This window comes from Paenibacillus sp. RS8 (assembly GCF_041956825.1).
Classification (GTDB): domain Bacteria; phylum Bacillota; class Bacilli; order Paenibacillales; family Paenibacillaceae; genus Paenibacillus_AQ.
In genome coordinates, this window is record NZ_CP168131.1 from 5787708 (window position 1) to 5808567 (window position 20860).

General features: G+C 43.5%; 23 protein-coding genes. All 23 read right to left on the minus strand.

The window, feature by feature from the left end; genetic code table 11:
• Positions 1 to 30: 30 nt before the first annotated feature.
• Positions 31 to 912 carry a MinD/ParA family protein gene (locus tag ACDZ28_RS27245; RefSeq protein WP_375103293.1) on the minus strand — a complete coding sequence of 294 codons (882 nt, stop codon included), beginning with the start codon at positions 910 to 912 and terminating at the stop codon, positions 31 to 33.
• The gene (flhF, locus tag ACDZ28_RS27250) at positions 909 to 2300 is read right to left on the minus strand and encodes a flagellar biosynthesis protein FlhF (protein ID WP_339287137.1); all 1392 of its coding nucleotides are present in this window, start codon (positions 2298 to 2300) and stop codon (positions 909 to 911) included. The genes ACDZ28_RS27245 and flhF overlap by 4 nt, the downstream gene beginning before the upstream one ends.
• Positions 2297 to 4330 carry a flagellar biosynthesis protein FlhA gene (gene flhA, locus ACDZ28_RS27255; RefSeq protein WP_042128906.1) on the minus strand — a complete coding sequence of 678 codons (2034 nt, stop codon included), beginning with the start codon at positions 4328 to 4330 and terminating at the stop codon, positions 2297 to 2299. Before flhA ends, flhF begins: the two co-directional genes overlap by 4 nt.
• Positions 4331 to 4348: 18 nt before the next feature.
• Entirely contained in the window at positions 4349 to 5443 is a 1095-nt protein-coding gene (flhB, locus tag ACDZ28_RS27260; RefSeq protein ID WP_042128908.1) for a flagellar biosynthesis protein FlhB, read from the minus strand.
• 22 nt (positions 5444 to 5465) lie between these two features.
• The gene (gene fliR / locus ACDZ28_RS27265; RefSeq protein ID WP_042132278.1) at positions 5466 to 6251 is read right to left on the minus strand and encodes a flagellar biosynthetic protein FliR; all 786 of its coding nucleotides are present in this window, start codon (positions 6249 to 6251) and stop codon (positions 5466 to 5468) included.
• A gap of 9 nt (positions 6252 to 6260) precedes the next feature.
• Positions 6261 to 6530 carry a flagellar biosynthesis protein FliQ gene (fliQ, locus tag ACDZ28_RS27270; RefSeq protein ID WP_036688516.1) on the minus strand — a complete coding sequence of 90 codons (270 nt, stop codon included), beginning with the start codon at positions 6528 to 6530 and terminating at the stop codon, positions 6261 to 6263.
• 21 nt (positions 6531 to 6551) lie between these two features.
• Positions 6552 to 7313, minus strand: coding sequence for a flagellar type III secretion system pore protein FliP (fliP, locus tag ACDZ28_RS27275; protein WP_042128910.1), 762 nt, complete (start codon positions 7311 to 7313; stop codon positions 6552 to 6554).
• Positions 7310 to 7837, minus strand: a complete 528-nt coding sequence (locus ACDZ28_RS27280) for a flagellar biosynthetic protein FliO (protein ID WP_042128914.1) — start codon at positions 7835 to 7837, stop codon at positions 7310 to 7312. The genes fliP and ACDZ28_RS27280 overlap by 4 nt, the downstream gene beginning before the upstream one ends.
• 9 nt (positions 7838 to 7846) lie before the next feature.
• A complete protein-coding gene (locus ACDZ28_RS27285; protein WP_036688523.1) occupies positions 7847 to 8212 on the minus strand; it encodes a response regulator in 366 nt (121 codons plus the stop codon).
• A 26-nt stretch (positions 8213 to 8238) separates the two neighbouring features.
• Entirely contained in the window at positions 8239 to 9540 is a 1302-nt protein-coding gene (gene fliY / locus ACDZ28_RS27290) for a flagellar motor switch phosphatase FliY (protein ID WP_375103294.1), read from the minus strand.
• Positions 9530 to 10528 carry a flagellar motor switch protein FliM gene (fliM, locus tag ACDZ28_RS27295; RefSeq protein ID WP_042128918.1) on the minus strand — a complete coding sequence of 333 codons (999 nt, stop codon included), beginning with the start codon at positions 10526 to 10528 and terminating at the stop codon, positions 9530 to 9532. The genes fliY and fliM overlap by 11 nt, the downstream gene beginning before the upstream one ends.
• A 39-nt stretch (positions 10529 to 10567) precedes the next feature.
• Positions 10568 to 11035 (minus strand): flagellar basal body-associated FliL family protein, encoded by a 468-nt coding sequence (locus tag ACDZ28_RS27300; RefSeq protein ID WP_042128920.1) that lies wholly within the window; start codon positions 11033 to 11035, stop codon positions 10568 to 10570.
• Entirely contained in the window at positions 11032 to 11256 is a 225-nt protein-coding gene (locus tag ACDZ28_RS27305) for a flagellar FlbD family protein (protein ID WP_042128923.1), read from the minus strand. The genes ACDZ28_RS27300 and ACDZ28_RS27305 overlap by 4 nt, the downstream gene beginning before the upstream one ends.
• A gap of 88 nt (positions 11257 to 11344) precedes the next feature.
• A complete protein-coding gene (flgG, locus tag ACDZ28_RS27310) occupies positions 11345 to 12163 on the minus strand; it encodes a flagellar basal body rod protein FlgG (protein ID WP_042128925.1) in 819 nt (272 codons plus the stop codon).
• A gap of 104 nt (positions 12164 to 12267) precedes the next feature.
• Positions 12268 to 12651, minus strand: a complete 384-nt coding sequence (locus ACDZ28_RS27315; RefSeq protein ID WP_375103295.1) for a TIGR02530 family flagellar biosynthesis protein — start codon at positions 12649 to 12651, stop codon at positions 12268 to 12270.
• Positions 12648 to 13139 carry a flagellar hook capping FlgD N-terminal domain-containing protein gene (locus ACDZ28_RS27320; protein WP_375103296.1) on the minus strand — a complete coding sequence of 164 codons (492 nt, stop codon included), beginning with the start codon at positions 13137 to 13139 and terminating at the stop codon, positions 12648 to 12650. Before ACDZ28_RS27320 ends, ACDZ28_RS27315 begins: the two co-directional genes overlap by 4 nt.
• 32 nt (positions 13140 to 13171) lie before the next feature.
• Positions 13172 to 14650: a flagellar hook-length control protein FliK gene (locus ACDZ28_RS27325; protein WP_375103297.1), complete on the minus strand. Its 1479-nt coding sequence runs from the start codon at positions 14648 to 14650 to the stop codon at positions 13172 to 13174.
• Positions 14651 to 14674: 24 nt separating this feature from the next.
• Positions 14675 to 15610, minus strand: a complete 936-nt coding sequence (locus ACDZ28_RS27330; RefSeq protein WP_375103298.1) for a MotE family protein — start codon at positions 15608 to 15610, stop codon at positions 14675 to 14677.
• 18 nt (positions 15611 to 15628) lie between these two features.
• The gene (gene fliJ, locus ACDZ28_RS27335) at positions 15629 to 16072 is read right to left on the minus strand and encodes a flagellar export protein FliJ (protein WP_042128929.1); all 444 of its coding nucleotides are present in this window, start codon (positions 16070 to 16072) and stop codon (positions 15629 to 15631) included.
• A gap of 9 nt (positions 16073 to 16081) precedes the next feature.
• A complete protein-coding gene (gene fliI / locus ACDZ28_RS27340; protein ID WP_279306853.1) occupies positions 16082 to 17419 on the minus strand; it encodes a flagellar protein export ATPase FliI in 1338 nt (445 codons plus the stop codon).
• Positions 17388 to 18236: a FliH/SctL family protein gene (locus ACDZ28_RS27345; RefSeq protein WP_375103299.1), complete on the minus strand. Its 849-nt coding sequence runs from the start codon at positions 18234 to 18236 to the stop codon at positions 17388 to 17390. The genes fliI and ACDZ28_RS27345 overlap by 32 nt, the downstream gene beginning before the upstream one ends.
• Complete coding sequence (fliG, locus tag ACDZ28_RS27350; protein ID WP_042128934.1) at positions 18229 to 19245, minus strand: flagellar motor switch protein FliG; 1017 nt, start codon at positions 19243 to 19245, stop codon at positions 18229 to 18231. Before fliG ends, ACDZ28_RS27345 begins: the two co-directional genes overlap by 8 nt.
• 4 nt (positions 19246 to 19249) lie before the next feature.
• The gene (gene fliF, locus ACDZ28_RS27355) at positions 19250 to 20836 is read right to left on the minus strand and encodes a flagellar basal-body MS-ring/collar protein FliF (RefSeq protein WP_042128936.1); all 1587 of its coding nucleotides are present in this window, start codon (positions 20834 to 20836) and stop codon (positions 19250 to 19252) included.
• Positions 20837 to 20860 lie beyond the last annotated feature (24 nt).

The window sequence follows — 20860 nt, forward strand, 5'->3', positions numbered from 1 at the left end:
ATTTCCACCTCTGTTCCAGATTCAGAACAATTATTTACTTCGCTTTAACCATTTATGGATAAAGCCTTTAATACCTTGAACTTTTGTATCCTTTTTACCATCTATGGTCAAATAACTTAGGGCTAGCCGATGTATATCTCTTGCAGCAACGCTGTTTGGAAAAGCCAATGAGAATGGCGTTTGCCTTTTGACGGCCTGCACTACATGGGCATCTGAGCTTATATGACCAAGATAGGAAACATCTAATTGTAAAAAACGACTGGCAGCCATACGAATCTTATCACTTGTCACTGACGCTTCTCTTTCATCACCTGCTTGATTCACGATCAGTTTAAATGAAACTTCCGGATGCGTCCGATTCACAACCTTCATTAAAGCATAGGCGTCTGTAATAGCAGTCGGTTCTGGCGTAGTAACTACTAGGCAATCGTCCGCAGAGGTTATAAATTTCATCGTTTCCTTAGATAATCCAGCACCTGTATCAAACAAAATATAATCCATGCTGTCCGCTATATGAGCTATCTGGGCTGTGAAATAATTAAGATCCGATTCCGAAAGGGAGAACAACTCATCCATGCCCGATCCACCAGCTATAAAAGGAAGGCCGTTCGGTCCTAACTGAATGATCTGCTCAATATCCGCTTCTCTTTTTAACAGATGATATAAGTTATACTTCGCCGACACGCCCATTAACACGTCTATGTTAGCCATGCCAATATCTGCATCGAACAGCAATACTCTCTTTCCCATTGCTTTTAAGGTTAAAGCGAAATTAAGCGTAAAATTCGATTTACCTACGCCACCTTTACCACTACAAACAGTAATGATACGGGCGGATGTTTCCCCTTTTTCAGCTAGTTTCGGCTCCTGACTGGATACAAGCTGTCTCAAGGATTGTGCCTGATCCATCATGATTCACCTGTTCCAAGAAGCATTTCACTAAGTTGTTCTTTGGAAGCCATCAATAAATCGTCGGGTACATTTTGACCATTGGTCATATAAGATAATGTGAGAGGGAAATCATTCAGGACGTTAAAGAGTGGTCCATAACTTCCCGTCTCATCTAGCTTGGTAAAAATAACTTTATCCAGCCTGTACCTGCCGAAATGCTCTGCAATCAATTTCATATCACGGCTTTTCGAGGTCAAGCTGAGCACAAGATAGGTCTCACTTCTTAATTCCTTCGCTAACAAGCTTTGCAGTTCTGCTACAAGCATATCATTGCGATAATTCCGTCCAGCTGTATCCATAATTACAAGATCACAACTCTCTAATCGAAAAAGTGCTCTTTGTAAATCACCTGGCGACTGAACCACCTCTAACGGAACATTTAGAATAGATGCGTATGTACGCAACTGCTCCACAGCTGAAATACGATACGTATCAGAGGTGATAAAACCAACCTTGCGTCCGTATTTGAAAAGCTGTTCAGCCGCAAGCTTGGCTATAGTAGTTGTTTTCCCTACTCCGGTGGGACCTGCAATATATACAATTTGGGTATCCTGTGCAATTCCATCAGCGATTCGACCTGACAGAAATCCATCGAGTTGTTCTTTCAAGGACTCCTGAAATTTCTCTGGCCCCCAAGTACGTCCTTCATCTGCCCAACGTTCTGAGATATTACTAATCCATTCTTCAACAAGTACAGTATCCATCTCCTGCTCAATCAAAAGATCTCTAAGCTGCTGAAGACTGTCCGGCAACTCCCTAGCCCCCGAAGATTGTCTAGCGATTCGTTCCATCCACTGCTTCATATCTCTAATCTCACGAAGGACATCATTATCAATAGCCGAAGCAACGGCGGGTGTCTGTTCCAGACCAAGAGACTCATAAAGTGCAGATACAGATGTCATATCCTCCTGATTTGTTTCAGACACTTTGAGATGATCCTTGCTAACATTCCGAGATTCTTGTAAGGGCTCTGGATGCTTTATCGTCGATTGCTCTACATCAATTGCTTCGGACAAGGCTGCGGCGATCTCAGCAAAGGACCTAGGTTCTTCGGGCTTTTCCAACGTAACAGTAGCTGTAGATGTTGTAGATGATGCTTTTTGGTAAGCCTGCGGGACAGCGCTGCGCGGAATGTTCATCGCAGGCTTGACAGGCTTTTCAGGAATACTCCCCTGTTGAGCTTTTTCAACAGCCGCTACAACCTCTATTTTTTTCTTTTTAAACAATCCTAAAAATCCGCCAATCTTGATTTCTTTCGTACTTAAAATGACGGCCTCGCTTCCAAGCTCACTGCGAATGGAATGCATGGCGTCAGGCATCGTATCGACAACATAACGCTTCACTCTCATAAATTCACCACTCCGACGCTCTGTATTTCAATGTTAGGCTCTAGTTCGCTATAAGACAGCACAGGAATATCCTGCATTGTCCGTTCAATCACCTGTCGCAAATACATACGAATGGTTGGTGATGTGAGTACAATGGGCTGTTGTCCAGACTGTAGCAGTCGATTGATCTGTTCGCTTAACCGCTGATAGATCGTTTGAGTCGAAGCTGGATCCAGTGCCAAATAACTGCCCTGTTCTGATTGCTGTACACTCTCAGAAATTTTCTTCTCCAGATTAGGTCCCACCGTGATAACTTTCAGAGTCTCTCCTACTTGCGAGAATTGCTGAGTAATCTGTCTGGACAAGGACTGACGAACATATTCGGTAAGAATATCAGGATCCTTGGTGTACGTCCCATAGTCTGCTAACGTCTCAAAGATAGTGACCAAATCCCTGATCGATATCTTCTCGCGCAGCAACTTGGCAAGTACCTTCTGCACATCCCCAATCGCCAATACGGAAGGAATTAGATCGTCAACAAGCACTGGATAATTATCTCTTAGGTTATCCACCAGCATCTTAGTTTCTTGTCGTCCTATCAGTTCATGTCCATGCCGCTTAATGAGCTCCGTCAAATGTGTTGCAACAACGGATGGTGGATCTACGACGGTATACCCGGACAATTCAGCCCGCTCTTTAACCGACTCGTCAATCCATAGCGCAGGAAGTCCAAACGATGGTTCAATGGTCTCAATACCGTTTATAGATTCATCATCATAACCTGGACTCATAGCCAAGTAGTGATTAAGTAATAATTCACCGCCGCCGACAGTATTTCCTTTAATTTTTATGACATATTCATTCGGTTTTAGTTGAATATTGTCGCGAATGCGAATAACAGGCACTACAAGACCCATTTCAAGGGCACATTGCCGTCGAATCATGATGATACGATCTAGCAAATCGCCACCCTGACCTGTATCTGCCAAAGGTATAAGACCATAACCGAACTCGAATTCAATTGGATCCACAGAGAGTAAATTGATTACACTTTCCGGACTTCGTACCTCTTCAATCTGCTTCTCTTCAACAAGCTGCTCTTCAGCAATCTGTTTTCGATTTAAATTTTGTCCCATACTATAGGCTGCAAAAGCCAGCAAACCTGCTAGAGGGAGCGTAGTAATCATATGTATAGGTGTGAAGAGACCTAGAAAAGCAACAGTAACTGCAACAATGTATAACAGCTTTGGATAGGACAGCAATTGCCCAGTTAGTTCTTCTGCCAGATTTCCTTCCGATGAAGCTCTAGTAACGATAAGACCCGCTGCAGTCGAAATGAGCAAAGCAGGAATTTGGCTGACTAGACCGTCCCCGATCGTCAATACGGAATAAGTAGATAACGCAGTGGAAAAATCCATTCCGTGTACAACCATACCGATAATAAATCCACCAATAAGATTGATCAACAGGATAATGATACTCGCAATCGCGTCTCCTTTAACGAATTTACTCGCACCATCCATGGCTCCGAAAAAATCCGCTTCCCGCTCAACATTGCGGCGCCGCTCACGTGCCTGAGTTTCGTTAATCATGCCTGCATTAAGATCGGCATCAATACTCATCTGCTTGCCGGGCATCGCATCCAAGGTAAATCTCGCCCCTACCTCAGCTACACGCTCTGATCCTTTGGTAATAACAATAAACTGAACCACTACCAAAATTAGAAACACGATAAATCCAACGGCAATTTGTCCGCCGGCGATCCAGCTACCGAAAGTCGATACCACCGAACCGGCATCTGCGTAGGTCAGGATCAGTTTTGTTGTCGAAATGTTTAGTGACAGACGAAACAATGTCGTAACCAGCAATAATGAAGGGAAAATTGAAAACTCGAGTGCATTCTTTGTGTTCATAGCCACTAATATGATAATTAATGCTATAGAGATATTAATGACAAGCAAAACGTCCAAAAGCCAGGACGGGATAGGCAGAATCATCATAAGCACGATACCGATGATGCCTAGCAAAACTGTTAAATCTTTAGCTTTCAATGTCCTAACCCCCCCGCCTTATTTCCTCTTACCTTTTAGCTTATATACATATGCCAGCACTTCAGCCACAGCCTGAAACAGATCATTTGGAACGACATCTCCAATTTCTGCTCTTTGGAATAATGCCCGTGCCAGCGGTTTGTTTTCCATAGTCACGACGCCATGTTCTTTAGCCAGCTCCCGAATACGAAGTGCTACATAATCCTGCCCTTTTGCAATAATCTGAGGCGCTTCCATCTTGGAACCGTCATACTTTAGTGCAACAGCAAAGTGCGTTGGATTTGTAATAATTACATCCGCGTTAGGAACCTCCTGCATCATGCGCTGCATGGCCATTCTACGTTGGCGTTCCCTGATCTTGCCTTTGATTAGAGGGTCACCCTCCATTTTTTTGTATTCATCCTTAATATCCTGTTTAGACATTTTCAGACTCTTTTCGTGTTCGTACTTCTGATACATAAAGTCAAGAAAAGCCATAACTAGCAGAGCAACCCCGATTTTCAAACCAAGACTCATCGTCAGCTTGGCCGCAAACTTAAAAATCCCCTCCGCACTGATATGCGACAGGGATGCAAAGTTCTTCTTTTCTCCCCATAATGTGCTATATACCAGATAAGAAATAATTAGAAGCTTGAATATTGATTTCAGGAATTCTACAAAAGAACGCATAGAGAAAATATTTTTGAAACCTTTTATAGGATTAATCTTACTGAATTTAGGAGTAATCCCCTCTCCCGTAGCCATAAAGCCTACCTGCGCCAAGTTGGAGACAAGCGCCATAACAAACGTAATTCCAAGTAATGGAGCTAGCAAAATCAAGATTTGCAAGCCATACTGATTAAATAGCAGCGTTATATTCTCAGGCGTAACGTCCAGCATCATTCGATTCTGAAATACGTCCGTGTATAGCTTCATAAAACGCTCTTTCATAAAACCGCCAAACATCATCAAGCTAACTACCGCAGCTAACAATACAACCGCACCAGACAGCTCAGCACTTTTGGCTACTTGGCCTTTTTTACGAGCATCCTGCCGTTTCTTCGGGGTTGCTTTTTCCGTCTTTTCACCGGCGAAGAGTTGAAGATCTAGTCTATAACGCTTCGTCTTAGGCATAATACTCTCCCCTTACGGTCACCTACGGCTTCTTCCCCATGAGACCCAGTAAATTCTCCATGGATTCGAACATGATTTCGAAGAGATTCTGAAACAGCACAGCCAGACCTGGCATCAGCACTAAAAGAAGTGCAAGACCTATAATGATTTTGAGAGGAACCCCTATAACGAATACATTATATTGCGGAGCCGTTCTCGCCAAAAAGGCAAGGCCAACATCAGTCAGAAACAGTGCGGTTACTAATGGTGCAGACATTTGAAAAGCTAATACAAACGACTGCGCAAATGTTCGGACCAGAAACTCTGATAAACTACCATCTACCATGCGTAGAAATAAATCATTATTCATAGGAATCCATTTATAGCTGTATACAATGGCATCTAGCAAATGGTGATGTCCATTCATACTCAGAAACATTAGCAGGGCTATCATATATTTGAAATTACCGAGAATAGGTGCTGACGTTCCAGTCATAGGATCAATGACGTTCGCGATACCGAAGCCAATCTGAATATCAATAAAAGAACCCGCTGTCTGAATCGCCATAAACATCAAATATCCAATGAAACCTAGTAAAAGACCTATTAATACCTCTCTCATAATCAGCAAAATATAACTAAAATCCTGCGGAATCGTAATTCCGGTTCCACTAGCACTAAAGACTACCAAAGCTACAAAAAAAGAAATGCCAATCTTAAAAGTTGTCGGTACCCCTTGAGAAGAAAACACTGGAACGACAACAAAAAAAGCGGTAATTCGACAAAAAATAAGCAAAAAGACGGGTAAACTTTGCAATAGGGTATCCATGTTCATTGCTTAACCAATATACATATAAAGATTTCCTAGAATTTGGCTAGTAAAGTCAATTAGCTTCGTGATGATCCACGGACCAAATAGCAATAAAGCCAGCAGTACTGCGACGATTTTGGGAACAAACGCTAGCGTCTGTTCCTGAATCTGTGTCGTAGCTTGAAAAATACTGATTATTAGCCCTACCACCAGACCAAGAATCAGCATGGGAGCGCTGACTTCCAGCACTAAATATACGGCTTGGCTTGCTAGACCGATTATAAACTCCGTACTCAATCCTCATGCCTCCTCTTAAGGTCAGGTGTTAAAACTAAGAAGTAGTGATTTAATGACTAAGTACCAGCCGTCTACCAGTACAAAGAGCATTATTTTAAAAGGTAATGAAATCATGACCGGGGGAAGCATCATCATCCCCATGGCCATCAGCGTACTCGCCACAACAATATCAATAATCAAAAATGGAATGAAAATTAAGAAGCCCATTGTAAAAGCTTTTTTCAATTCCCCAATTGCGAAAGCAGGCACCATCACCGTCAGTGGAATATCACTGTATGTAGCAGGTTTAGCCGATCCCGTATAACCGGTATACTTCATAAATAACAAAAGGTCTTTGGAATTGGTCTGTTTAAACATAAACTCTTTCATCGGATCAGCAGCTTTATCAAAAGCCTCAGTCTGTGTAATTGTCCCCTTCAAATACGGCTGTAACGCCGTTTCATTGACTTGTGCCAAAGTTGGCGACATAACGAACAGGGTCAAAAATAGAGCAAGCCCTACCAGCACCTGATTCGGAGGCATGGACTGAGTACCAAGTGAGGTTCTGACAAAGCCGAGCACGATTACAATTCTAGTAAAACTGGTCATAAGAACTAGAAACGCCGGAGCAATACTCAGAACCGTAACGAGAAGAAGAATTGATATGGAACTGGTACCACCACTTGAACCATCATTACCGACCTGAATATTAACATTAGGTATAGGATCAGCATGTATCGGCCGCATCATAACTATACTAATGAACCCGAACAGCAGAATAGCAAGAATTAGCTTTTTTTTCATAAATTCCTCGACTCATCCTTAGTAGCATCATCCCGGAACAACTCTTCCATTTTCTCTTTACGCTCTGGTGCAGAACGAAGCTTGGATTGCAGTGTCTCGTAAAAAGATGATGTTTCACTAAGCTCGATTTCCTCTGATGGAACCTCCCCACGCAGCTTAACCTTAACCTTGGCAATAAGCGGTGCGAGAAAATTATTCTGGTTAGAGGATTGATCCTCAAATGCTGCAATGATCAAAGCCACCTCATCTGGATCAGTGACTTTATCCAAGATGGATATGTTCTCACCAATCCCGATTAAGTAAAGGCTGCTTCCCAGTTCAATAACCTGCATCGACTTGTTAGGTCCCAACCCTACAGCACCAAGCGTCCGAATGGAACGCCCGCTCATAAAGGTCTGATTACGACGTCCAAGAAAACGGATCAGCAGCACAATAAGTACAATGATTACCGCAAGGACAATAATAACGTTAAGCAAATTCAGCAGGGTGTTATTGCTACCGAGCGGTTCTGAATTGACGGGCATGTCTCTTTCCTACACACCCAACGTTTTGTTGATAGCTTCGATAACACGGTCTGCTTGGAAAGGCTTCACAATAAAGTCTTTTGCTCCCGCTTGAATAGCATCGATAACCATAGCCTGCTGGCCCATGGCTGAACACATGATAACCTTAGCAGCCGGATCTACTTTCTTGATTTCTTTCAGGGCGGCGATTCCGTCCATCTCAGGCATAGTAATATCCATCGTGATGAGGTCCGGACGCAGTTCTTTAAATTTCTCTATAGCTTGAGAACCGTCCTGAGCTTCGCCCACTACTTCAAATCCGTTTTTCGACAAAATGTCACGGATCATCATTCTCATAAATGCTGCATCGTCCACGATTAGAATTCGGTTAGCCATTTTTACAAAATCCTCCCTAAGTATGCTTATTGTAATTTCTGAATTCGGTCCCACTGGCTGACGATATCCGTAACGCGTACACCGAAGTTTTCGTCGATAACTACGACTTCGCCTTTGGCAATAAGCTTGTTGTTAACCAAAATATCTACAGGCTCACCGGCGAGCTTGTCCAGCTCAATGATCGAGCCTTGAGACATTTCCAAAATATCTTTTATCTGCTTCTGGGTCCTTCCTAATTCTACGGTTACTCTAAGCGGTATGTCCATCAATAAATTTAAATTATTTTCATCAATATGACCAAAAGCTCCACCGTTAAGGTTAGCAAATTGTACAGGCTGTACATTTACATTGCGATTAGCTTCAGGACTAAGCGGTGGTGTCTGCCCATAAGGCATGCCTTGTGGCGGCATTCCGTATGGCGGCATCCCCGGCATGCCATACGCCGGCATGCCTGCTGGAGGATAATAATATCCGCCTTCCGGCATTCCAGGATAACCAGGCATCCCCTGCGGTGTATATGGCGGAGGCGTTTCTCCTGCGGGCTGTGAAGGTGCCTGCTGCACTGGAGGAGCCACAGGTGGCGTCTCATGCGCTGGCTTAGCAGGAGTCTCTGTTGACGTAACTGCAGCCTCCTGTGCTGCAGGGCTTACATCACCCAGAAGCATCGTTACCATATCCTTAGCAAACTGGACAGGTAAGAGCTGCATAATGGTAGAGTCTATTAAATCTCCTATTTTAAGACGGAACGAAATACGAATTAAGGTTTCGTCATTCGGCAAGCTTCCTACGCCTTCACCGCTGGACATATTCAGGATGTCTATACCGGGAGGTGAAATATTAACAAAGCGATTGAAAATGGTAGACATTGATGTGGCAGAAGAACCCATCATTTGGTTCATAGCTTCCTGCACAGCACTAATGTGAATTTCATTCAATTCTTCATCCTTGGGTTCACCTTCCCCGCCTAGCATTAAATCGGCGATGACCTGTGCATCTCTAATCTTAATTACAAGTGAATTAATACCTTGAAATCCGTCTACATATTCCACGTGTACAGCTACATGTGGTTTTGGAAAAGCCACTTCAAACTCCCCGCGTGTAATGATGGAAACTTGAGGGGTTGTAATATCAACCTTTTTCCCAAGTAAAGTGGAAAGTGCTGTTGCAGCACTACCGAATGTTATATTACCGATTTCACCCAAAGCATCCTGTTCAAACGGTGTTAAATAGTCATTTACCGTTTTCTCTGTAGGAGCCAATGAGCCTTCCGCAGATTGTCTCAGAAGGGCGTCGATTTCTTCTTGGGATAAATAATCTTTACTCGTCAAATTCTTCAACTCCTTCACTGACAATCTCGTCTATTTGCACGGCTACCCGGTCTTTCACCATTCCAGGACTTCCGATGAACTTAAGCTTCTCCCCTACCTTAATCGAGAGTCCGGAATCTACATTCCTGTTAAGAGAGATCACGTCACCGACGCTAAGCCCAAGAAACTCAGATATTGATAAACGTGATTCTCCAAGTTCAGCGACAATCGGCAATTTCGCCTTATGAACTCTAGCCTTAATGGCTTCAAGTTCATCTGCATCCCGCGTCTTCTTCTCTGTTACAAACCATTGGTGAACAGATAGTCTAGACATGATTGGTTCCAGGACGACGTGCGGTATGCAAAGATTGATCATGCCTGTTGTATCTCCAATTTTGGTGCTTAACGAGATTAATGCAATGGTCTCATTGGGCGATACAATTTGCATGAACTGCGGATTCGTTTCGAGCGCTTCCATGCGCGGATGAATATCCAGTACAGTCTTCCATGCTTCCTGCAAGCTCTCAAAGCATCTGCTGAAGATACGCTCCATGATCGTTGTTTCAATCTCAGTTAAAGCATTAATTTTAGAAGGCGCTGTCCCAAAACCTCCCAGCAATCTGTCCAGCATAGCGAAAGCAATGTTTGGATGAACCTCCATTACCATTCGACCTTCTAAAGGTTCAGCTTCAAAAATGTTCAGTATTGTCATTTTTGGAATGGAACGTATGAATTCATCATAAGGGAGCTGCTCTACTTGAACGACATTAATCTGCACAAAGGTGCGTAATTGGGCTGAAAAGTACGTTGTAAGATAGCGGGCGAAATTGTCATGAATCCTTGTAAGACTACGGATATGATCTTTAGAAAAGCGAACAGCCCGTTTAAAGTCATAAGATCGGATCTTCTTCTGAGTTTCTTCCTTTTTAAGTTCATCGGCATCCATCTCACCTGAAGAAAGTGCAGCAAGTAGAGCATCTATTTCGTTTTGTGATAGTACATCAACCAATTCAATCACCCCCCCATCAAAGAATTATCAGGCCTGAAGCTACATAGAAGCCAAAAGGTATTTGGTGACTTCGATCTGAGTGATTTTGCCTTCGGTCAATGTCTTATTGATCAAATTAACAAGCTTGCTGCTAAGCTGATCTTTGCCATTTGCTCCGTTAAGCTCCTCAGGTTTGGTATCTGCAAGCGTTTTGATAATAATCGGCTTGATTTTGATCTCTTTTATTTTCTCGAATGCTTCCTTTGATTTCGCAGAATTCAATTGGAAAGCGAAATCTATTTGAACGATATAATCGGGATCAGCAAGATTTGTTTTGATGTCTTTGATCTCTGCCGTTAGTTCGACGATTTCATCTGCAGTTAAATGTTTGGTTTCCACACTTTGTACCGCAGCATTTACATCATTCGTATCTTTCGGAAAGATCTTGTCCATTAATAAAAATGCGGCTATCACAATAAGTGTAATCGCAAGCAAAATCGTAAGTAACCACGGCAGCATCTTCTTCATGTTAGCTCCTCCATTGACTGGACTTTAATGGTGGCAGCATATGTGCCTATGTCCCTGTTATAATCCCGGATCTTCGTAATAACTTCATCCGCTTTTTCAAGCACGATCAGTCTTTTTCCGGTTACGAGCGTAATATATGTATCCGGGCTTTCTTCTACCATTTCTACCAGTAGGGCATTGATCCACATCGGTGTTCCATTTAATCTCGTTACCGATATCATAACAGGCCTCCTAACAAAAATAGGGGGAGGAGTATCTCCCCCACGACTTCGCGTTAACCATTAATTAAATATTAAATTATTGATAAAATTAACGCTTCAGGTTAACTACTTCCTGCAGCACTTCATCAGAAGTCGTAATGATACGAGAGTTCGCCTGGAATCCACGTTGCGATACGATCATTTCTGTAAATTCATTCGTAAGATCCACATTGGACATTTCGAGTTGACCAGATATGATCGACCCAGTACCATCTTCTGTATTATTCGCTGTAGTCGGTACAAGTTCGCCTTCTGCATTCGCATTAAGCGTCATACGGTACAGATTACCACCGATTTTCTCTAGACCAGATGGATTAGTAACCTTGGCTACTCCAATCTGTACACCTGCTTCAGTCGTTCCATCTGCCATAGTCTGAACAATTGTTCCATCATTGGAAATGGAGAATGCTGTTACATCATCACCCAGTTGAATCAGTCCACCTCCGGAATCTAGCACATGTAATCCGTCAGAAGTAACAAGGTTACGCGCAGCATCAATGTGGAAATCTCCTGCACGAGTCAAGAATGGTGTTTCTTGGTCTTCTGATAGCTTCACTAGGAAAAAACCATCGCCGTCAATACGCAAATCTGTCGGATTATTAGTAGTTTGAGCACTACCAGCCAAATGGAGTGTATCAATAGAAGCGATGCTTACACCCAGTCCGACTTGTTTAGCATTCACACCACCAGCGCCATCATCACTTGGAGCTGTTACTCCAGAAACCGTTTGACTCATAATGTCCTTAAACATAACGCGTCCGGATTTAAAGCCAATTGTATTGACATTGGCAATGTTATTACCGATTACATCGAGCTTAGTCTGAAAGCCTCTCATCCCTGAAACCCCTGAATACATAGATCTTAACATGTTTGTTGTCCTCCCAGATTATAGAGTCCTAATAACTTACTAAGTGGATTGGGACCGCGTCAGTCGGTCAGCGGCCACCTCGGCTTTCCGTTAGGACCAGCCGTTTATGAAATCACAATGGCACTGTCTATTTGTGTAAATACATTATCTTTTATCGAATTTCCATCCATAGCTGTTACAACCGTGCGATTTGGAACACTTACGATAAATGCCAAGTCCTTCATTAATATCAAGGATTCTTTACTGCCTTTGGCAGCAGCTTTATCTACAGCAGAAGAAATCTCATCCAGTTGTCTGCTTCCAAGCTCAATTCCTCTTTGTTCAAGTCGCTTAGCGGCATGATTGCTGAATTTTAGAAGCTTTTGTTGCAGAACACTCTCAAAGGTTGCTTCTCCAGTCACAGTCTGCTTCGGTAATGAAGATCGCTGTAATGTGGCGGAATGAAGGGACGCAGGATACATTTGGCCAATAGTTAGCCTGTCACTCATACTGTCTCCCCGCTTCCTCCGTTATTCTCCGGAGTATTACTATCTGTGCCAGAACCATTCTCTGTTGTTGAGGGATTCTGAATTTGTGTAATATCGGTTAAAGCAATTCTGTCTTTCCCCACAACCGCATATTGAATCCCCTTGCTGACAACGATTGATTCAACATTCCCTGTCTTAGGTAGATTTGTGGCGGTATCCGTCCATGTGATATCTTTACCAATCAAGCCGGATACTGAGCCAAGAGACTGATTCATGGATGTAAGCTGTGTCGAGATATTCATCAGCTGCTCAACAGATGTAAACTGTGCCATTTGAGCAATAAATTCTTTATCTTGCATCGGCTGCATCGGATCTTGATTCTGCAGCTGGGTGATCAATATTTTCAAAAACTGATCCTTACCCAAGACAGAATTCCCTGTAGTTGTAGTAGATTCAGGAGTTGTATAATTCCACTGGTCTTTGGTAGAAACCGGAGGAGTTGTTGTCATAACCGTTCACCTCTCTTTCACTTGTGATAATTTTAAGCTTTGGCAGAAAATGAATTGCCTTGAGACTCATTCTCTTGCCCTGCGTTTGAAACCCAATCTTTCCATTCACCATTTAGCTCTGCGGCTAGAAGGGCATCATTAGCTTCCTCTCGACTTTCTTTGGAGCGTCTTCCCTGCTGGCCACTTCCAGAACCCGGTTGGCGTCCTTCTTGGCCCCATTGTGAATTGAGAGGGGTATTATTTTGTGTGACTTCCAACTTTTCTACTTGGAGGCCCTGGGACTGCAATGCCGCTCGAAGCTGGTTCATTTGCTGTTCCAACATATCCTTTGCTCCAGAATGTTCAGTCATAAACTGAGCAACCAGATGGCCGTTTTGCATAGTAATCTTAACATCTACTTGTCCGAGATTATCTGGAAAGAGTGATATCGTAGCCTCAGCTACTCCGCCTTTTTGCACAATCTCCAATTTACCTGTAATAAAACCAGTCATTTCCTGTGCAAATTGATGAACGGGTACAGGTGCTACTGGAACCTCAGCCTTCAGTGGAGCTGTAATCCCTCCCCGAAGAGCTAGTTGACCGGCAGTTACAACCTCATGATCCCCTTCAATGGTGGTAGTCCCTGATGTGGAGTCTTGTGCTGATTCGACCAGCTTCGTTTCTCCGGCTGTACTGCTCTTCATCACTGGAGTATTCGCAGGCTCTGCTTCAGAATCTTGAATAGTCCCTGAGGTCACAGTCGAAGTTAGGACTCCCTCATTCTTACTTACAGCAGCTTCTACAGCACGGTTACTTAGATTTTGAATGGTCTTGTCCACTGTTTTACCGTTGCTTTCAGATACAATAGGTTGTTGTACAGATACACCAGAACTATCATTCAAACTGGAGACCTTCCCCTTACCCTTATTACTGTTAGCCGAGGTCTGTTCTAGCAGTGCCGTGAAGTTATTTAACAGACTTACTCCCTTACTTGCAACTTCATCGTTACCACTTACTGCAGCTTCCTGAATCATAGTAACTAAACTCTGCAAATCATCTTGAACAGCAAACCTCAGCGTATCTGCATTCTGTGCTAACGGTGACAAACTTCCTGCCGACTCCGTCTCTGATGCAGCATCGCCCTCTGTCGCTTGACTTCCTGATAGAAGAGCAGAGACCTGAAGTAGCCAAGCTTGCAAAGCTACCAAAATAGCAGGATCGCTATGGATGGTATCATCCAGATTTTCAACATCAGCAGTAAGCTTCTCGATGAGATCAGAATTCTGAGTATCTTGTCCCCCTTGATCTTCTCCAGTCGTTTGAACTTCCTTTAGAAGACCTTGCAATAAAGAGGCTATGTTTCCCAGTAAAGGATCAGTGGGCACCGTTGTGTTGTTCGCTGTAGTTCCTCCCATTGTTTGCACTAATGTCTGAGCGAAAGGTACAGCAGTTGATGTTCCAGTAGATGTTGATGAGCTACCACTTGCAGCAGTTGTATTTGCACTCACAAGCGATTGAACAACTAAACTCATGTTATTTTCACCTCCTTTCAATATTTATTTAGCGCCCATCAAACGATTAACAATCTTCGCAGTTTGTGCACTATCATTTTTAGTCATTTCCCCCAAAATCGAAGAACGAACACTATCACTTACGGTATTCATAATCGTTACTACTTTATCAGGACTAATCTTGTACATTTCTCCTAGTAGAGAAGCTGCATTGGCAGGCGTCATTGAACTAAAGGTTTGGTTCAACTTTTCCTTATCCAGATTTGTACTAGTTTTAGTCGTTGGAGCAGTGCCTGCTTCTTTTTTCAATCTAGATTGAAGAGCGGCAATAGCCATATCACTCGAAGAGGTTGTTTCTTTCAACTTAATCGTGACATCGGCCGCTTTTTGAGGATCCATTTTTTCCAGAATCGCAGTCTTACTTGCTTTATTCATTACGCTGAATATTTGCACCATTTCTTCTGTAGTCAAATTTTCCATAATCGGCGCAGCTTTGGAAGCTTTCATACCCGCGTAGAGCTTTGCCAGATCAGCAACCTGCTTTTGATATGGGTCTTCTGTTTCCCCCGCGTTTACCTCAGCTGCTGCAGCAGCTTCTGTCTTCATTCCATCGATCTGCGACTCTAGCGCCTGAACCTTGGTATCCTGGGCTGTTTTTTCATCTGTAACCTTCTTCAGGTTCTCTTCCTGTTGGGCGAGCTGAGCTTTAAGCTCCTTAATCGTAGTCGCTGAGCTCACTTCCTGCTTTTTGCTTTCTTCCTTCGGTTTAGAAGGATCTCCAGGCGGATCAGGAACCCATTTTTCCAGGATAGGAATTTTATTCGCAACCTCAAGCACATTATTACGAATGTCCATATTAAAAAGCGTCAACAGTACTCCAAGCAGTACTAGCGTGAAGATAATCGGTATCATTAAAAATAAGAACCGCTCAAATTTCCCCGCTGACCCTTCATTTTCAAGTTCCATATCATTGTTAGCCACTAGCGGAAACCTCCCGGGTTAGAGGGATTTCATCGCGAAGCGGACGGTTGCCATCTCATCCAGTTCGTTTTGTTCCCGTAAAATCATACTTTGCTGAAACTGTGTCTCAGCCTTATCTTTTGCCTTTAACCATACTTTTTCGTCTAATACCTTTGTGCTTAACTGGTCTTGCTTCTTCAAGACTTCCTGATGTGCACTTCTAATGTCCGTATGCTTACGGGCAATGCATATATCCAGGTATTCTACATACTCTTGCATTTCACGAATCTTCGCCATAGGTGTCTTTTGTTCTGCGGCATTTTGTAAGGATAACATGATAGCGCTCCGCTGAAAGGTGAGTTCATCCAGGCTTCTTTCTTGTGCCTGCAATTCTCCAAGCGCGCTTGAGAGCATCCATTCTGCCTGTGTCTTCTCATTGCCCTTCAAGTCAACGACTTTTTGAAAAGTATAATGAAATCTCATAATACTGAATCAACTCCTCGAGAAGTGTGAAATTAAAGACTGTTGAACTTCAGCCAGCGTAACTTTTTCATTCACCCTTTGTTTGGTGAATTCCCATATACTGTCTATATACTCCATCGACTCATCGATTTGAGCATTCGAGCCTCTTTGATACGCTCCGATATTAATTAAATCCTCTGAATCCTTGTATACAGCCATTAGTCGCTTCACATTCTCTGCTGCAGCGATCTGTTCTTCTGGCGCAATATCCTTCATTACACGACTAATGCTGGAAAGCACATCTATTGCTGGAAAATGTCCTTTGTTCGCAATACTTCGATTAAGGACGATATGACCATCGAGTATCCCTCTAACAGCATCAGCGATCGGTTCATTCATGTCATCGCCATCAACCAGTACAGTGTAAAAGGCTGTTATAGACCCCGTAGGTCCAGTTCCAGCACGTTCTAGTAGTTTGGGCAAGCTTGCAAACACCGATGGTGTGTAACCCCTCATAGCTGGCGGTTCCCCTACTGCAAGTCCAACTTCACGTTGAGCCATAGCATACCTAGTCACCGAATCCATCATCAGCATCACATTAAGTCCTCGATCCCGAAAATACTCAGCAATCGTTGTAGCAATAAGAGCTCCCTTAATTCGAATTAATGCAGGCTGATCAGATGTAGCAACGATAACGACTGACCGCTGCAAACCCTCAGGTCCCAGATCGCGTTCTATAAAATCCAGCACTTCCCTGCCACGTTCTCCTATCAAAGCGATAACATTTACGTCTGCCGATGTATTACGCGCAATCATTCCCATGAGCGTACTTTTGCCGACCCCTGAACCAGCGAAAATCCCCACCCGCTGACCTTTACCGATCGTTAGCAAGCCATCTATCGCTCTTACTCCGATGCTAATAGGTTCTTGGACTCGTGGTCTATTGAGTGGATTGGACGGAATGTTAAAGGTAGAACTATGTGGCATTCGAGCTGGGATTAGAGAACCATCAAGCGGTTGTCCAAGTCCATCCAGTACCTTGCCCAACAATTCTGAACCCACTTGCACACTAAGCGGCTTGCCAGTACCCACTACATCACAGCCAGGTCCAATAGCTTGCAGTTCTCCAAGTGGCATTAATAGCACCTTGTTGTCACGGAAACCAACGACTTCAGCTTGCAGCGGCTTATTTCCTTTAGAAGGATAGATGTAGCAGACATCTCCAATGCTAGCATCAGGTCCTTCCGATTCAACCATAAGACCGATAACCTGCGTCACTTTCCCATTGATCCTCACCGGATCGAGATTACGAAGTTGCTCCTTATAACGGTTACTATCAAGCATCTTCTTCCCCATTTCTCTGCTCATCGGTGTCCAGCGCGATTCTAACCAGCTCTTTCTTGATTTCTGTAAGCTGAGTATCAATTCGGGCATCTATGCTGCCAAAGGAAGAGCGGATTACACAACCTTGATCTTTCACAGTCGAGTCAGGCAAGATCTGTAATTCAGCCTGTGAGTCAACCGCTAATGACAGTTCTTCCCTTGCTGCGTTTACGAAAGCGAACTGCGCAGGTGATACGCACAGCGAGATCAACCCCTGTTCACGTTTACGAGCCAGATTCTTCCGAATCAAATCCATTGCAAACTGCGGCTCTACCGTTAACTGCTTGTCCACAATTTTCTCGGCAATATCACAGCTTAACTCTACTAAGAAAGGTTCAGCTTCCTGAATAATGACATCTCTTGCCTTATATGCCTCAGCTAAAACAGCACGTGCTTCATCCATCATCGCTGCAACCTTGAGCTTCATCTCTTGTTCAGCTTGAGAGACACCCTCCTGATACCCTAGCTGATAAGCCTCGGCTTTGACAGCCTCTACCAGATGTTCATCCTGCTCACGCCGCTTCTTCCACCACTCTTCAGCCTCCGCTTTTGAGGATTCAACAATCTGTTCCGCTTCTAGAGAGGCATTTCGAACCTGCTCTTCAGCAAATTCTTGGGCGTCTTTAAGCATTTGCTTACGTGCTACTTCTGCCTCTTCACGAGCGGGATCATGATAGTGAGTCTCGCTTACAGCCTCCTCTGGAACGGGCTCCTCAGTTAGGCCCGCATAGTGCCGGGCCTGCTCCAATCTTTTCAGTACATCAACTGGAACATACTGAGAATGCTTAATCAGCTTAGACAATGATGTCATCTCCTCCGCCACGAGCGATGATAATTTCTCCAGACTCTTCGAGTCTGCGAATCGTACCTACAATGCGCGTTTGTGCTTCTTCTACATCACGCAACCGCACCGGGCCCATGTACTCCATTTCTTCTCGGAATGTCTCTGCCATACGTTTGGACATATTCCGGAAAATGACATCTCGTACTTCTTCGCTTGCAACCTTAAGGGCAAGCTGCAGGTCCGCATTATCAATATCACGAATAATACGCTGAATCGAACGATTGTCCACATTGACGATATCCTCGAATACGAACATCCGCTTCTTGATTTCCTCGGCGAGCTCTGGATCTTGAATTTCGAGAGAATCCAGAATTGTGCGCTCTGTCCCCCGGTCAACTCCATTCAAGATTTGTACGATTGATTCGATACCGCCAGCATTTGTATAATCCTGAGTTACAGTAGCAGAAAGCTTCTGCTCCAGCACTCGTTCAATTTGTGTAATGACCTCTGGAGAGGTGCTGTCCATTACAGCAATTCTTCTAGCTACCTCTGCCTGCTTCTCTTGAGGTAACGAGGAGAGAATGGCTGCTGCTTGTTCGAATTGCAGATAAGACAATACAAGTGCGATAGTCTGAACATTCTCATTCTGGATAAAGTTCAAGATCTGATTTGGATCAGCTTTGCGTGCAAAATCGAAGGGTCTTACCTGTAAAGTTGCAGTTAGACGGTTAATGACCTCCATCGCTTTTGCTGAGCCAAGTGCTTTCTCCAAAATCTCTTTGGCGTAGTTAATACCGCCTTGTGAAATATATTCCTGAGCGAGGCATATCTGATGAAACTCAGACATGATTGACTCTTTCTCACTGCTGTCCACTTTACGGACATTGGCGATTTCAAGAGTGAGTTGTTCAATCTCCTCGTCTCTTAAATGTTTGAATATTTGCGCCGATACCTCGGGCCCTAGTGTGATAAGCAGGATCGCGGCCTTTTGACGACCACTAAGCCCCTGCTGACTAGCCTTTGCCATTAGTTCACCTCTGTTCGTCTGCAAGCCATGTACGCAGCAAATTCACGAATTCGTCTGGCTTCTTCTTCGCCAAACTTTCCAATTGCTTACGAACTTGACTGTCATTCGTCACACTTTCCAAATTAATAGATGGAAATTCGGTAGGAACCTGCAATGGAATGTCTTCATCTTCCTCTTCCACAGTCTTCTTACGACTCCGATAGATTAGATATCCTCCACCTGCTCCAACCAGTAATGCAGCTGCTCCGATAGCCCATAACATCCATGTGGCAAGACCACCTGGTGCGGTATTAGCAGCATTACCACCAAATTGTTGAGAATACACCGAAACCTTTTTGGTTAAATCAGCGTCTGTATATGTAGTACCTGAATCTGCAAGAGAAGCACGAACAATATTTACCAAAATGTTTTGAATCGCTGCCGATGTAGCAGCATCCAAAGTATTTTGTCCTGTAGGTGGTTCAACCGCAACATTTATGGTTAAATCTTTTACAGTAAAGGGACTAGCAATAACATCCTTTGTAATTCGGTTAACTTCATAGTTCCTCGTCTCAGAAGATTCCTCTGAAGTAGAAGTATCCGTGCCGGCTTGTGAAGGGTAGCCCGTTACATCTTGTGAACCAGTGCCTGCCACTCCGCCAGTTGTATTTCCCTGACCCGAATACGAATTACTGATAATTTGTGAACTGATCTCAATCCCCTTCATGTTCTCTGTATCCACAGGGGTTACAAGATTTTCCTTCCGGTTTTCCTTGTCAAAGTTCAGCTTCGAAAATACAAGTACATCAACTTTATCTGGACCCGTAAGAGTGCTAAGGAATTGTTTCACATCTTTCTTGACTTCTTCTTCGAATTTCTTCTGTAGAGCGAAGTTCTCTTCGACCTGGTTAGAAACTCCTGCTTGTCCACCTTTGGCCGTTGGCATTAACTCAACTTCATTATTAGCAATCGTAATGTTATCAATTGGTAGATTTGGAACCGCAGTCTTTACAAGGTTGAAATACCCATCGATATTATCTTGACTGGGTCTGAATCCCGGATTAAATGAAAGCACAACGGATGCAGATGCTTGTTCTTGATCCGCCTGAGATGCAAATACTGTCTCTTTAGGCAGATTAATCAGTACTTTAGCATCCTTAATTCCTTGCATGCGTCTCATTAGCTGTTCTACTTCACCGTTTAATGCATTATTATACTTCACATTAAACTCACTATCTGTCGTTCCTATCATTGACGAATTTTCATTAAAGACCTTATAACCGATAGAGCCCCCCTGAACAATCCCCTGAGAACCGATATCCACCTTTATTCGAGCCGCTTCTGTGCTTGGCACTGAGATGCTCTTTCCATCTTGGCTTAATCGGTATGAAACACCTGCTGTATCCAAGTAGTTCATTACTCCCGCTGAATCTGTGCTGTCCAAATCTTGAAACGCCACTTCATATTCTGTCTTTGAAAGCTGCATGGTTAATACTACGATTATTATTAGAATGATAAACAATGTTGAAAAGAATAAAATCTTCTGTTTACCACTAAATCTGTTCCAATACAGGGTAACCTTCTCCCGATATTGGGCAAATCTTTCATTCACAGTGTCACCCCATCCGGAACTAAG